Origin of the sequence: Aliiglaciecola sp. 3_MG-2023 (assembly GCF_030548205.1) — a bacterium.
Lineage (GTDB): Bacteria > Pseudomonadota > Gammaproteobacteria > Enterobacterales > Alteromonadaceae > Aliiglaciecola.
In genome coordinates this window covers 229,105-242,351 of the sequence record NZ_JAUORV010000003.1, presented here as the reverse complement: position 1 = coordinate 242,351, position 13,247 = coordinate 229,105, and the positions used below count along the sequence as shown (strand labels likewise).

The window sequence follows — 13,247 nt, the reverse complement described above, 5'->3', positions numbered from 1 at the left end:
TGATGTTTAAACGTACAGATAAAAGTCATTCAGATCTGATTCAGCAGAACCTTAATGGCGAATATAACTTTAATTTAAAAGACATATTGGCCAAAGGCTTCGACAATACGATGAGTAGTATCTTAGTGTTTCTACAAATGCTGCTTGTCGTTTTTGGTTTAAGCATGGTAATTGCGCTTTTTTACATCAAGTTCAATGGAATTCAGACCATGGAGCAATTTAGCCAAGGACATTTGATGACATTGGATTTGATCATTCAGTTGGTTTTAGCCCCAGTGACAGCAGCGTTAATGTTGCAAGGAGCCAGATCTCACTTAAAAAAATTGGCTACTATAAAATTTTTATTTTCAAAGTTGCCCCAAGCTCTGCCTATCTGTTTAGTCACGGCTTTTATTTTAGTGATTACTAAAGCAGGCATGACGCTATTTATCTTGCCTGGTTTATATTTAATGATTGCCACGAGCTTTGCGGTTTTATTAGTGGCAGACAAAAGAATGACACCCATTGCTGCACTCATTCTGTCAATTAAAATGGTAAATCGTTATTTATTCCCATTTACTATTTTATACGGCGTATTCTTAATATTGTTGGTGCTATCAATCCTTTCATTTGGGATTGGTTTGCTACTGTTCTTACCCTTCTATTATAATATAAATGGTTTGTTGTATTGTGAACTTTTTGGATACGGTAGCAGTAGCAATAACTTTAGTGATGAGGCCCAACAAAAAGGGGCTGACGGAGATTGTACATTTGATGCGTGACCTCGATTTTCCAACTCCACGACGTATCCTTTATTTAAGCGTCATCTGGGTGTTTGGTGCCGTAGTGTTAAGTTACCCTTTTTTGTTCCCACCGAAGAAGTTAGATCCTTTTAATGAACAAAATATTGCACCTTATACTGAGCAAGAAATGCCTAACTTTGCTGAGATCACGCCCGTATTGTTGCGGAAAAAAGCATTTTTTGACTATTTACTTCCTGCAATTCGTCACCATAATAAAGTCATTCTTGAAAAGCGGTCGTTTCTCAAAGAATTAAAAGATGTAATAGGAAAGCAACCTTTAAGTGATATACAACAAACTAGGCTAGATTCCCTGATTGCAGAGTATCGAGTTAATCCTGAAGATGACCAAGAAGTCATTGTGAGTCGTTTATTGGGTAAAATTGATGTTATCCCCGCTGAATTGGTTCTGATGCAAGCTGCTAATGAGTCGGCTTGGGGCACTTCTAGATTTGCCCGCAAAGGTTTCAATTTCTTTGGACTTTGGTGTTTTCGAAAAGGCTGTGGTTTTGTGCCTAAACGCCGTAATCAAGATGCCGCCCACGAAGTCGCTAAATTTAACAACTTAGAGCATGCAGTTCGCACTTATTTTAGAAACATTAATCGTCACCAGGCCTATGCTCAGTTAAGGGAGATTCGGGCAAATTTACGTAATAATGATCAACAAATAACCGCTGAGAAGTTAGCTAAAGGCTTAAAAAATTACTCTGAACGAGGTGATGAGTATATTCATGAGCTAATACAAATGATACGTTTTAATAGGAAGTTTTTACCCACATGAAATTTTTGAGTTTTACATTTTTGTTGTTGAGTTTAAGTTGCTCTGCTTTAGCTGATTCTCTGTCTGTTGAATACGCAAGTTTTTATAGCCACCTTAGAAAAATTGATAATGAAGAAACTCCTGCTTTGCAGTTTGCCTTTGGGTTCAAGAATGTTAGGAACGGTGATTTGTGCCAAATTCAGTCGGCGAATATTGTGACCCAGAAAGTAACCCTTCCCGTTACTATAACACCAGAATATCGTTTTTTACTGCCAACTGAAAAAGCGTTAAAGCAAGCAAAAGCCATAGTTGAATTAGAACTGTTAGAAAATAGTAATCAGTGTGATATGTCGGTGCAACTTGAAACTAAGCCAAGTTATCTCAAAGCCCAATATAGCCATCAAGAATTACAAGATTTATATCAGCAATATGTGACATTTTTCGACGATATGGGCAGTTTTCTTTCGTTCTTAATGCCCTCGGTTAGTGGATTGCAGTTTTATTTCGATAGTGTTGATAAAGACTCGGTTCCCGAAGCCCTTTACGTGGACGAGCATCACGCAGTCGTGAGTAAAGATTGGCTAGAGCAGGGCACGCAAGTTCATTTTTCTGATGCCCCATACAGAATTACAGCAATAACCAAGTAAATGAAATTGTGAGGGGTTAATCGAGACGCAATTGATACTTAATTTGTGCTGCAACACGATTCACACTTTGACGCCCCTCTTCAATTAACTCAGCAGCGCGGTGGAACTCCATGATGCCAAAATCTCTAAGTTGAGGCTCAATCAGAATGTCAGGAGGATCGCCAGCTAAGCGTGAACGTGTCACTCTAGCTTGAAGAATGTCTAAGGAGTTTGACATTACCCCCAGCATACTCGGTGTATTGTCTGTTAATTTCATCTTACTAGTCGTATGCGGTGTGGCTGTTTTATCTAGGTTATCCAAGGTTGATTCTTGGGATTCTGCTGGTGCCTCATTTTCTGATTCTATGCTTGATTCCAACGCCAAATCGTCTATATCTTCGATCTCTTCTAAAGATTCGAGCTCCTCGTCATCAATATCTTTTTTAAATCTACCGCTGAAAATGCGTTGCATAAATGAGTGACTTTTATTGAAAAAATCGTTGGTTCGCTTCTGGTTGTTTTCATGTTCCATCTGATACTGCGCCTGTATTTCAGGTCGAAAGTCAGCACTCAAATTTACCGCAAAAACAAAATCTGCACCGAGCTGGCGACACAAATTTACCGGCACAGGGTTCACCACCGCTCCGTCCACTAACCATCGCCCTTTATACGCAATAGGCGGAAATAGTGCTGGTATCGCACAAGAAGCTCTGACAGCTTCGCCTATAGGCCCTTGGGTAAATGAAACCTCTTTACCGCTATAAAGGTCGGTTGCCACTACACCTAGTGGTTTGGATAATTGCTCAAATTCTCGTTCACAGAAGTTTTCCTCTAGCGCTTTAAACACTTTTATTCCGCTGGCAAGCCCGCCTTTGCGAAAACCAACTCCCATAAGCCCTAATACTTGCCATTCTGATAAAGAGCTGGCCCAGTCTGCTAGGGGCTCTAACTTATTACTCGCATAAGCCGCACCCACGTATGCGCCTATTGAACAACCTGCTACCACATCTACCTCGATGCCAAGTTCTTCTAAAGCTTGAATAATGCCGATATGCGCCCAGCCCCTAGCGGCACCGCTTCCTAATGCTAATCCAATTTTCATTTATTGAAATGATCCTTAACTTATATTAATAATATTGACTGTTTCATCTGTATTTATAGATGAAGGGGAGAAGTCATCTTGATCAAATCCAATGTCACCGTTAGCGAACGGCGTTTGTTGTGTCTCTAGGGTTTTAAAGTCGAAGAGTTCTTTATCGGCAAGGTGAGATGGAACCACATTTTGCATTGCCTTGAACATACTTTCTATTCTACCAGGAAAACGCTGGTTCCAATCATTCAGCATATTTTTTATCACTTTGCGTTGCAGGTTTTCTTGTGAACCACACAAATTACAGGGAATAATAGGAAATTCGACGAGATCTGAATACTGGCTGATTTCTTTTTCTGAGCAATAGGCTAACGGCCGTATTACCATTTGTTTACCATCATCGCTGACTAATTTTGGCGGCATGGATTTTAAGCGTCCACCATAGAACATGTTTAAAAATAACGTTTCCAACATGTCATCTCTGTGGTGCCCCAAGGCAATTTTGGTTGCGCCTAAACGGGTCGCTGTTTTATACAATATTCCTCTTCTTAACCTAGAACAAAGAGAACAAGTGGTTTTTCCTTCAGGAATTTTATCTTTGACAATGGAGTAGGTATCTTCGGTTACTATTTCAAAGGGGACCTGCAAATTGTCTAAGTAATTAGGCAGTATCTCAGCTGGAAAGCCAGGTTGTTTCTGATCTAAATTTACCGCGATAATCTCAAAGTTAATGGGGGCAATTTTTTTAAGAAACATTAATATATCGAGCATGGTGTAACTGTCTTTTCCACCAGACAAGCAGACCATTACTTTATCGCCATCTTCAATCATATTGAAATCGGCAATCGCTTTACCTACATTGCGTCTTAAGCGTTTTTGGAGTTTATTGAAACTGTATTTTTTACTCTCAGACAGAGACTCGAGCTTACTCATCTTATTCCTAGAAAACATTGCTATCAGCCCAGATTATACCTGTCCTCCTAACGGACATAAATACTCTAATTTCAAATGTTTTTAATCAATACTGAGTCTGATAGCGTTTTTGTCTTGCTAGTGCTTAAGTGGACACTCAAATCCTTCGGGTTTAATTGCTAATACATCGCAATTGAGTGAGTCAATGGTGTGCTCAGCGGTATTACCGATAAGTGCTGCGGTTATACCTGTGCGACCTACGGTGCCAATAACAACGAGTTCAGCGTCAATGGTTTTCGCCACTGAAGGTATCACATCTTCTGGAAGCCCTTCGCTTAAATGCTGGTTTTCTTGGGGGATATTAAATTTTTCTGCATGTTCAAGCATCGCTTTTGCATGAAATTGTTTCACTGATTCAGTATAACCAACAGGGTCGAACTCTGGAATTTCGATGGCGATGTTTACAGGCGTTCCGGGATAAGAATTGACTAAGTTAATCTTACCTTCTAATAAATCCGCCATTATCGCAGCTTTTTTGGTGATGAGGTTATTTAAACTGCGGTGTTCTTCATCTTCGCTTCCCACATCAACAGCCGCTAAAATATTACCATTGACAGGCCAGTCATGCTCTTTGACAAGTAAAACTGGAACCGGAGATTTACGGAGAATATGCCAATCAGTTGGGGTGAATATGACTGACTTTAAGGTGTCGTGCTCATGAGTTCCTTTGACGATTAAATCATAACTGTGATCAATCACCTCGAATAAAATACTTTCATAAGGACGATTATGCCAAACGACTTTGATATCTACTGAAGTCGATGAATTGGTGGCTAAGGGTTCGACAATATTAGCAAGCCATTCGGTCTTGTCATCTACCACAGCCTGCCGCATTGTTTCGCGTTCATCTACCGTCAGCATAGTCGTCATTTCATATGAAAAATCGTATATAGATAGAAAGGCGGTGATGCTCGCGCCGGTCTTTTGAGCCAACAAAAGGGCGCGCTTAAAAGCTTTCTGATCTTCTTTGGATGGATCGACAACAGCTAAAATTTTGTTAAAAACAGACATAAGTTAACTCCCTTCATAGATTTACACTCACAACTTAAGTGTATGGGTACTTTAGCTATTTTGCCAACTAACAGAGTAATTGTTTTGACCTATATCAACGTAACTGGAAAGACTTATCCGCACGCTTTGTTTTGCACAACATGCTCACCTAGTTTTTCTCTGAGGCCAGGTAAATTCAATATCTGAATAAACTTACCATCTACTTTTATGATATTTTCTTTTTGAAAGCGCGTTAATAAACGACTTACTGTTTCAACGGTGAGTCCGAGGTGATTACCTATTTCATTGCGCGTCATGGTTAAATTAAATTCTGTTTCTGAAAAACCACGGGAGTGAAAGCGATCAGACAAATTAACTAAAAAGTGTGCAAGACGCTCTTCCGCTGTGCGTTTATTTAACAGCATCATTAAACTATGATCTTGATTTATTTCGGTGCTCATGATTTTAAGCATTTCTTTGCGTAAAGAAGGTAGCTGCTCACTCATGGTATCAAGTTTATCGTAGGGTAATTCACAGACCATCGAGGTTTCCATGGCCTGATTATAACTTTGGTATTTTTCTGAAAAAAGTCCGTCAAATCCAACTATATCACCGGGGAAATGGAATCCAGTGATTTGTTGTTCACCATCTGGCGAGGTAATGTAGGACTTAAACGAACCTGTTCTTACGGCAAACAAAGAGGTGAATTTCTGCCCTGGTATAGTGAGTTGATCATTTTTATGTAAAGGACGTTTGCGTTCAATTATTTCGTCCAAACTTTCCATTTCTGTTTGATTTAACGCTACGGGAATACACAGATGGTTAAAACTGCAATTTTGGCAGCGAATACTAAACTTGTTCGAATCAGACATTAGTTAGTTCCATGTAATTCATCAGTTACCAATTATGAATCCCTTGATAACATAAAATCAAGCCAAATAAACATAATAAAACTGCTACGCTGCGTTTCACCATAGCATGAGTTAACCAATGTCTTATTTGAGTTGCGCTCGCACCCATTGCTAACATGATAGGTAGGGTGCCTAAACCGAAGCACAACATAGTTAGTGCACCTTGTACGACACCGCCAGTTGAAACACTCCAGGTTAATGTTGAATAAACGAGTCCACAGGGCAGCCAACCCCAAATCAACCCATAAGGGACAGCATACATTGGATGTTTAAATGGGATAAATCGTTTTGATAACGGGCTGATTTTACGCCAAAAAATTGCGCCAACGCGTTCTACCTTAGTCAGTAATTTCGACCATTGACCAACATACAAACCCAGTAATACCATAAATACGCCGCCAAAAAGAGTCAACGCTTGTGGATTGATAAAAGACTTAGTGGTGACAATTTGGCCTAATAGGCCTGCGATGGCTCCTGCAAGACTATAAGATAAAATACGCCCCGTATTATAGGCGATTAAGAAAGGCCATTGAGATTGGTTTTTTGGTAAGGCAAAAGTAAATGAGGTAACAATTCCACCGCACATTCCTGCACAATGTACACTCCCTGCAAGGCCGATTAAAATGGCAGAAAACCAGCTGATTTCGTTCATTTCTTTTCAGTTTTAGAGACTTTACTTTGTGCGTTCTTATCGACGTCGTCATCAAATAAAATGTTATAACCTTGACGCTCAAGGTCTTCAAATTGATTTGACTTTACCGCCCAAAAAAAGATCCCAATGGCTAACAAAACTAATAAAATAGCAATGGGTATCAGCACATAAATAATACTCAATTTAGTTTCCTATTAACGTAACAAGCGAATGGAGTTTGCTACCACAATGATTGAACTTAAAGACATACCAATTACCGCCATCCAAGGGCTTAAATACCCAGCCACTGCCAGGGGCAGAATAAGTGTATTATAACCGATAGCCCAAAGCATATTTTGCTTAATCTTATGGCGCACTTTAATTGCCATACTAACAGCAAATTTCACATTGCTTAATTTAGTATTCAATAAAATGATATCAGCTGAACGTTTTGCCATATCACTGGCGTCTCCAACAGCAATAGACACATCTGCTGCAGCTAATACTGGCGCGTCATTGATACCATCACCGATCATCAATACTTTATGCCCTTTGGCCTGCAAACTTTGGATATAGGTGAGCTTTTGTTGAGGCGTTTGTCTAAAATACACAGTGGATATGCCTAATGACTCGGCAACGGATAATGCATTTTCTTGTGCGTCACCGCTTAACATAACCAGTTGCTTGCTGTTTAAATCATGCACTAGTTGCTTCGCGTCTTTTTTGACTACATCTTTGATTTTAAAAGCAGCCAGTAACTGTTCACCGAGTTGTAAATATACTTTGGTGTCATCCGCATCCAAGGGCAAATCTGAAGCGCTATCTAAAATGCTTAGGTTGCCTATCTTGACGTTCTGAGACTGATAGATACCCTGCAATCCTTTACCAGCAATAGAAACGACTTGGCTGACTTCTAAAGGCGTCTCAGACTGGAAGGCTCGAGATATAGGATGTCTAGAAAATTGTTCGATTCCTGCGGCTAAATTGAGAACAAAACTTTCTTCACTTTGGTTAAACAATTCAACTTCGCTGACACTAAAATGACCATTGGTGAGGGTACCTGTTTTATCAAAAATAACCGTATCAACATCAGGCATTACATCAATAATATTGGCTCTTTTCACTAACAATCCATATTGATTTAACTTTGCAATCGCACTGGTTAAAGCTGTTGGTGTGGCAAGGCTAAGAGCACAAGGGCAAGTGGCAACTAAAATCGATATGGCGACCCAAAACGCACGCTCTGGTTGATAGGCTAACCAGCCTAAATAGCTGATAAGGGTGATACCTAAGACTATAATAATAAAATACTTTGAGGCTACATCTGCATACACGGCTGCTTTGGGCTTGTCTGCCAGGGCTAACTCCTGAAGACGTAGAATTTTATTCACCAGGGATAATTTAAGTTCATTTTCGACGATTATTTCAAAGGCACCTGATAGATTTATGGTACCGCCATAAACATGATCACCTGCGCTCTTTTTGATTTTTTCTGACTCACCAGTGAGCATGGATTCATCAACGCTACCCTCACCCGATGTGATCACGCCATCAACAGGAAAGGTTTCTCCAGGGCGAACTAAAATTTGTTGCCCTTTTTTAAGATGTTTCGCTAATACTGAGCTCTGTTTATTCTCACTATCTATTCGGATCGCGGTCAAAGGAATGTATTTAAACATATTGGCTGATATTAGACTGGCTTGGTGACGTGAACGATGTTCTAAATATCGGCTTATTAATAATAAAAATATGAACATACAGACAGATTCGAAATAGATTTCTCCCGTATTGGTTACGGTTGCCCAAGCACTCGCTACAAAAGTACCAATAATTGCAATTGAAACAGAAAAGTCCATGTTCACAGATTTCATTCGCAATGAACTAAATGCACTTTTATAAAACGTGAACCCTGAATAAAGCACAACAGGTGTAGTTAGTAAAAAGCTTACCCAATGCAAAAAGGTTTTAGTGGAATCTTCAATGGAACCAAAGATCCCAAAATACAGACCTATGGCTAACATCATAACTTGCATGCTCATCAGGCCAGCTAAGCCAATGCGTTTTAAATAGTTTTTGGATTCTTTTTGGTAAGAAGCTTCATGTTCGTCGGCTTGAAAGGGAAGGGCGTGGTAACCTACAGATTCAAGTTGTGCGATGATTTCACTAAGTTTTAATTGGGAATCTATCCAGTTAATCGTTGCTCTGCGGGCGGAAACATTCACGGCGATGCGCTTAATTCCTGGGGTTTTTAACAGTTGTTTTTCGATAAGCCATCCACAGGCTGCACAGCTTATGCCTTCAATAGTCAATTGTATTTGTTTCTGACTACCGTCATCGACTACAAACTCTTGTTGAATTTCTTCGTGATCATATGCTTTTAACCTATCAAGGGTTTCGGTTAGCTGTTCATCACCTTTATCAGCAAACTCCGTTCTAAATCGATAATAATCTTCTAATCCATTGTCAACAATTGCTTCAGCTACGGCTTGGCAACCGGGACAGCACATCTTTCGGGGTTCGCCTAATATCTCCGCCCAGAAAACCTCACCTTTTTGTATTGGAAGGCCACAATGATAACAGCTATTTGGATTACTATTTTCCATTAAGGGTTAAAATTGAAGGGTTCTTTCTGAGGTAAGCCTTTATCCTGCATTATTTTCCATTGCTCATCTAAAGGTGAAAGAGTGAGTTTCCATTTACCCGTAATTGGACTTTCTGCCGTGGCTTTATAATTGCCACTGGCATCTTGTGTGAGCAATAGTGAAAAGTCTTTATCTTGCAGAGTTGCATGGTAAAAGTGCAGTTTTAGGGCTTCTCCAGAATCAGGTTTGCCCGACAAAAACTCTAGTTGAACACGACTTCCATTAATGCTTAAAACCGTGGTGATTCCTTTTGCTTTCGCTTCTTGTATCTTGGTTAACTCTAAGTTAATTCCTTTGCCTTCTTTGTAATAATCGTCTATCACTAGACTATCATCAGTGTTCAATGCGAGATTTAACATAGTGACACTTAAGCAAATAGATACAACGGGTATGGTGATTAAAAACCAAGGCCAAAATTGTTTATACCAAGGTGTTTTATCTGAGCGATTCATGAATATTTACTTCTTATTTAAGAAAACAAAGCCTCGATAAACGAGGCTTTGTTTAGTAGTAGCTTATTGTTTATTTGTTTTTAGATAAACTATAAACATAGGTAGCGACTAGGTGTATTTTCTTTTCTCCCAAAGTATTTTTGAAAGAAGGCATTACACCTGCACGTCCATAATTTACTGTTTCAGTAACTACGTCTTTGCTTCCACCATATAGCCATATATTATCGGTTAAGTTAGGTGCACCCAGTGCTTGATTACCTTTGCCGTCAGGACCATGACACGCTGAACAAACTGCAAAGCGGGCTTTACCGGCTTCTTTTAAGTCAGGGTCTACTTGTCTGCCACTTAAGCTAAGAGCATAAGCTACAACTTCTTCAACACCTTTCTCTCCGAACGAAGGCAACCATGCAGCCATATTGGCTTGACGACCGTTGGTTAAGGTTTCCACTATCTTTTCAGGGGTTCCACCGTATAACCAATCATGGTCGGTTAGGTTAGGGAAGCCTCTTTGACCTCTAGCATCAGAACCATGGCACTGAGAACAGTTTTGCATAAACAAGCGCTGACCAATTTTTAATGCTTCTTCGTTATTCACCAAAACTTCAATTGGCTGTTCAGCATATTGGTTGAAAATAGGCGCAAATTTTTCTTCTGCTTTTTCAAGTTCCCGGTCATATTCAACACCCACGCCACCTAAGCCAAAGAGGGCAGTTTTAGCCTCTTCTCGAGAAGCTAATACGGCATCTTTAGATTCCTGCAGGGTCTGAATATCTTGGTTAGAACTTTTCCAACCTAACAAACCTTTCCAATTACCTAATCCAGGATAAAGTAATAAATATAAAATACCCCAAATCATGGTCATATAGAACATGATTGTCCACCATTTAGGTAGAGGGTTATTAATTTCGATAATGCCATCAAACGAATGATGCATATCGTCACCTTCAGCAACGCCTGTTTTGTTTAACAGACACCAACGTAAAATCAGGTAACACCCTAGAATTGTTCCCAATGAGATTACTGAGACCCAAATACTCCAAAAGCTACTCATTTATCGAAGACTCCCGCTCTTTTTTTTCTGTTTGTTGTGTTGGTTCATCATCAAAAACCAAATTTTCTGCTTCATCGAACCTTTTTTTAGCGCGGCTACTGAAAGCCCAAATCACTATGCCGATAAAGCAAATAAAGACCACAACTGTAAATATGCTACCCGCTGCACCGTAATCCATACTATTTCAGTGCCGTTCCTAGAGATTGTAAATAGGCGATTAATGCCTCCATCTCAGTTTTACCTTGTACTGCTTCTTTCGCACCAGCAATCTCTTCTTCAGTGTAAGGTACGCCAAAGTCTTTAAATACGCGTAGCTTTTTCTCAATCAACTCACCGTCAAGGGTGTTTTCAGCTAACCAAGGGAAACCTGGCATATTTGACTCAGGTACTACGTTTCTCGGGTTTAGCAAATGAACGCGGTGCCAATCATCGCTGTAACGACCACCAACACGTGCCAGGTCAGGCCCTGTTCGTTTTGAACCCCATAAAAATGGATGTTCCCAAACGGATTCACCTGCCACAGAGTAGTGACCATAGCGCTCAGTTTCTGCTCTAAAAGGACGGATCATTTGGCTATGACAACCAACACAACCTTCGCGAATGTAAATATCTCGGCCTTCCATCTGTAAAGCGGTGTAAGGTTTAAGACCTTCTACTTTTTCCATTGTTTGTTGTTGGAACATTAGCGGTGTGATTTCTACCATGGCACCGAAACTAATGGCGATTAGTATAAATATCGCCATCAAACCAATATTCTTCTCAACCAGCTCGTGAACGTTTTTCATCTCAAATCTCCTTATGCTGCTTGAGGTTGAGGTGAGTTTTCAGGATCTTTGGAAAACTCTTCATTAGGTGTACGAACGGTTTTATAAACGTTGTATGCCATCAATAACATACCAGCAACAACGAATGCGCCACCAATAAAGCGAACAAAATAGAAAGGCTTAGACGCTTGCAAAGACTCTACAAAACTATAGGTAAGAGTGCCGTCTGGGTTAACTGCACGCCACATTAAACCTTGTAATACACCTGACATCCACATTGCGACTATGTACAACACCACACCAATTGTGGCTAACCAAAAATGTACATTAATCCATTTAATGCTATACATAGCAGGTTTATTGAACAGCACTGGGATAAGGTGATAAATAGAACCAATAGACACCATGGCTACCCAACCTAAAGCACCAGAGTGAACATGTCCGATTGTCCAATCTGTATAGTGAGATAGGGCATTAACGGTTTTAATTGCCATCATCGGGCCTTCGAAGGTCGACATGCCATAAAACGAAAGGGAAACAATTAGGAATCGTAAAATAGGGTCAGTACGCAATTTATGCCATGCGCCAGACAAGGTCATTATACCGTTAATCATGCCTCCCCAAGAAGGAACGAATAAGATGATTGACATGACCATACCGAGAGATTGGGTCCAATCAGGCAACGCTGTGTAATGCAAGTGGTGAGGACCTGCCCAAATATAAAGAGAAGTTAGTGCCCAGAAGTGAACAACTGACAAACGGTAAGAATAAACCGGTCTGCCGGCTTGTTTTGGTACGAAGTAATACATCATACCTAAGAAGCCTGCGGTTAAGAAGAATCCTACAGCGTTATGGCCATACCACCACTGCATCATTGCATCTACTGCACCGGCATAAATCGAATAGGATTTAAACAGAGAAACAGGGATTGCCATACTATTACCAATATGCAATACAGCAACAGTCAGCATGAATGCACCGAAGAACCAGTTAGCAACATATATGTGAGAAACTTTTCTCACAACAATAGTGCCGAAGAAGTTGATAATGTATGCCACCCATACCAAAGTGATCAAAATATCTATGGGCCACTCTAATTCCGCGTATTCTTTAGTCGATGTTAAGCCTAGAGGTAGGGTGATTGCAGCTGAAACGATAACCGCTTGCCATCCCCAAAACGTAAATGAGGCCAACTTATCACTAAAAATCCTAACTTGAGAAGTTCTCTGCACAACGTAATAAGAGGTTGCAAACAGAGCACATCCACCGAATGCAAAAATAACTGCATTGGTATGTAAAGGACGCAATCGTGAAAAGGTAAGGTAAGGAATGTCAAAATTTAAGGCTGGCCAGTAAAGTTGTGCTGCTATAAACACACCTACCGCCATTCCAATAATTCCCCATACGACAGTCATTATGGCAAACTGCCTAACGACCTTATAGTTGTATTCCGGATGTACTTGGCTGGCTACGCTCATATCAATGGATCTTCCACATCATTATTTATGACAAAAATAACGGATTATTTTTGATTTGTTATGTGTATGTGACGCTATTGTCACGGTTTTTACATTTCATT

15 protein-coding genes are annotated in these 13,247 nt (G+C 40.1%); 3 read left to right on the top strand and 12 right to left on the bottom strand.

Features of this window, described 5'->3' with window-relative positions; genetic code table 11:
- The first annotated feature begins 2 nt into the window (after positions 1-2).
- Genes Q4574_RS04770 through Q4574_RS04760 form a run of 3 tightly spaced genes read left to right on the top strand, consistent with a single transcriptional unit; the run spans position 3 to position 2,186 of the window.
- Entirely contained in the window at positions 3-761 is a 759-nt protein-coding gene (locus Q4574_RS04770) for a hypothetical protein (RefSeq protein WP_303472128.1), read from the top strand.
- Positions 754-1,560, top strand: a complete 807-nt coding sequence (locus Q4574_RS04765) for a glucosaminidase domain-containing protein (RefSeq protein WP_303472126.1) — start codon at positions 754-756, stop codon at positions 1,558-1,560. Before Q4574_RS04770 ends, Q4574_RS04765 begins: the two co-directional genes overlap by 8 nt.
- Positions 1,557-2,186, top strand: coding sequence for a DUF2987 domain-containing protein (locus Q4574_RS04760; RefSeq protein WP_303472124.1), 630 nt, complete (start codon positions 1,557-1,559; stop codon positions 2,184-2,186). Before Q4574_RS04765 ends, Q4574_RS04760 begins: the two co-directional genes overlap by 4 nt.
- A gap of 16 nt (positions 2,187-2,202) precedes the next feature.
- On the opposite strand, the gene Q4574_RS04755 is transcribed toward Q4574_RS04760, so the two are convergent.
- The 12 genes from Q4574_RS04755 to ccoN all read right to left on the bottom strand — a co-directional run bounded on the left by Q4574_RS04755 (position 2,203) and on the right by ccoN (position 13,146).
- Positions 2,203-3,267 (bottom strand): patatin-like phospholipase family protein, encoded by a 1,065-nt coding sequence (locus Q4574_RS04755; RefSeq protein WP_303472122.1) that lies wholly within the window; start codon positions 3,265-3,267, stop codon positions 2,203-2,205.
- 15 nt (positions 3,268-3,282) lie between these two features.
- Positions 3,283-4,188 carry a tRNA 2-thiocytidine(32) synthetase TtcA gene (ttcA, locus tag Q4574_RS04750; RefSeq protein WP_303472120.1) on the bottom strand — a complete coding sequence of 302 codons (906 nt, stop codon included), beginning with the start codon at positions 4,186-4,188 and terminating at the stop codon, positions 3,283-3,285.
- 117 nt (positions 4,189-4,305) lie between these two features.
- Positions 4,306-5,238: a universal stress protein UspE gene (uspE, locus tag Q4574_RS04745; RefSeq protein ID WP_303472118.1), complete on the bottom strand. Its 933-nt coding sequence runs from the start codon at positions 5,236-5,238 to the stop codon at positions 4,306-4,308.
- A 113-nt stretch (positions 5,239-5,351) separates the two neighbouring features.
- Positions 5,352-6,089, bottom strand: coding sequence for a fumarate/nitrate reduction transcriptional regulator Fnr (gene fnr, locus Q4574_RS04740; protein ID WP_303472117.1), 738 nt, complete (start codon positions 6,087-6,089; stop codon positions 5,352-5,354).
- 25 nt (positions 6,090-6,114) lie between these two features.
- The gene (locus Q4574_RS04735) at positions 6,115-6,780 is read right to left on the bottom strand and encodes a sulfite exporter TauE/SafE family protein (protein WP_303472116.1); all 666 of its coding nucleotides are present in this window, start codon (positions 6,778-6,780) and stop codon (positions 6,115-6,117) included.
- On the bottom strand, positions 6,777-6,962 hold the full coding sequence (ccoS, locus tag Q4574_RS04730; RefSeq protein ID WP_303472114.1) for a cbb3-type cytochrome oxidase assembly protein CcoS: 186 nt from the start codon (positions 6,960-6,962) through the stop codon (positions 6,777-6,779). Before ccoS ends, Q4574_RS04735 begins: the two co-directional genes overlap by 4 nt.
- Before the next feature lie 12 nt (positions 6,963-6,974).
- Positions 6,975-9,362, bottom strand: coding sequence for a heavy metal translocating P-type ATPase (locus tag Q4574_RS04725; protein ID WP_303472112.1), 2,388 nt, complete (start codon positions 9,360-9,362; stop codon positions 6,975-6,977).
- Positions 9,362-9,853 carry a FixH family protein gene (locus Q4574_RS04720; RefSeq protein WP_303472111.1) on the bottom strand — a complete coding sequence of 164 codons (492 nt, stop codon included), beginning with the start codon at positions 9,851-9,853 and terminating at the stop codon, positions 9,362-9,364. Before Q4574_RS04720 ends, Q4574_RS04725 begins: the two co-directional genes overlap by 1 nt.
- 70 nt (positions 9,854-9,923) lie before the next feature.
- The gene (gene ccoP, locus Q4574_RS04715) at positions 9,924-10,904 is read right to left on the bottom strand and encodes a cytochrome-c oxidase, cbb3-type subunit III (RefSeq protein WP_303472109.1); all 981 of its coding nucleotides are present in this window, start codon (positions 10,902-10,904) and stop codon (positions 9,924-9,926) included.
- Positions 10,897-11,082, bottom strand: a complete 186-nt coding sequence (locus tag Q4574_RS04710) for a cbb3-type cytochrome c oxidase subunit 3 (protein WP_303472107.1) — start codon at positions 11,080-11,082, stop codon at positions 10,897-10,899. The genes ccoP and Q4574_RS04710 overlap by 8 nt, the downstream gene beginning before the upstream one ends.
- Before the next feature lies 1 nt (position 11,083).
- Complete coding sequence (gene ccoO, locus Q4574_RS04705) at positions 11,084-11,689, bottom strand: cytochrome-c oxidase, cbb3-type subunit II (RefSeq protein ID WP_303472105.1); 606 nt, start codon at positions 11,687-11,689, stop codon at positions 11,084-11,086.
- Positions 11,690-11,700: 11 nt separating this feature from the next.
- Entirely contained in the window at positions 11,701-13,146 is a 1,446-nt protein-coding gene (gene ccoN, locus Q4574_RS04700; protein WP_303472103.1) for a cytochrome-c oxidase, cbb3-type subunit I, read from the bottom strand.
- Positions 13,147-13,247 lie beyond the last annotated feature (101 nt).

Excerpts from the sequence above, each read along its gene's own strand:
- Q4574_RS04770 (WP_303472128.1), top strand. The coding sequence starts at position 3 with ATGTTTAAACGTACAGATAAAAGTCATTCAGATCTGATTCAGCAGAAC.
- Q4574_RS04765 (WP_303472126.1), top strand. The coding sequence starts at position 754 with ATGCGTGACCTCGATTTTCCAACTCCACGACGTATCCTTTATTTAAGC.
- Q4574_RS04760 (WP_303472124.1), top strand. The coding sequence starts at position 1,557 with ATGAAATTTTTGAGTTTTACATTTTTGTTGTTGAGTTTAAGTTGCTCT.
- Q4574_RS04755 (WP_303472122.1), bottom strand. The coding sequence starts at position 3,267 with ATGAAAATTGGATTAGCATTAGGAAGCGGTGCCGCTAGGGGCTGGGCG.
- ttcA (WP_303472120.1), bottom strand. The coding sequence starts at position 4,188 with ATGAGTAAGCTCGAGTCTCTGTCTGAGAGTAAAAAATACAGTTTCAAT.
- uspE (WP_303472118.1), bottom strand. The coding sequence starts at position 5,238 with ATGTCTGTTTTTAACAAAATTTTAGCTGTTGTCGATCCATCCAAAGAA.
- fnr (WP_303472117.1), bottom strand. The coding sequence starts at position 6,089 with ATGTCTGATTCGAACAAGTTTAGTATTCGCTGCCAAAATTGCAGTTTT.
- Q4574_RS04735 (WP_303472116.1), bottom strand. The coding sequence starts at position 6,780 with ATGAACGAAATCAGCTGGTTTTCTGCCATTTTAATCGGCCTTGCAGGG.
- Q4574_RS04725 (WP_303472112.1), bottom strand. The coding sequence starts at position 9,362 with ATGGAAAATAGTAATCCAAATAGCTGTTATCATTGTGGCCTTCCAATA.
- Q4574_RS04720 (WP_303472111.1), bottom strand. The coding sequence starts at position 9,853 with ATGAATCGCTCAGATAAAACACCTTGGTATAAACAATTTTGGCCTTGG.
- ccoP (WP_303472109.1), bottom strand. The coding sequence starts at position 10,904 with ATGAGTAGCTTTTGGAGTATTTGGGTCTCAGTAATCTCATTGGGAACA.
- Q4574_RS04710 (WP_303472107.1), bottom strand. The coding sequence starts at position 11,082 with ATGGATTACGGTGCAGCGGGTAGCATATTTACAGTTGTGGTCTTTATT.
- ccoO (WP_303472105.1), bottom strand. The coding sequence starts at position 11,689 with ATGAAAAACGTTCACGAGCTGGTTGAGAAGAATATTGGTTTGATGGCG.
- ccoN (WP_303472103.1), bottom strand. The coding sequence starts at position 13,146 with ATGAGCGTAGCCAGCCAAGTACATCCGGAATACAACTATAAGGTCGTT.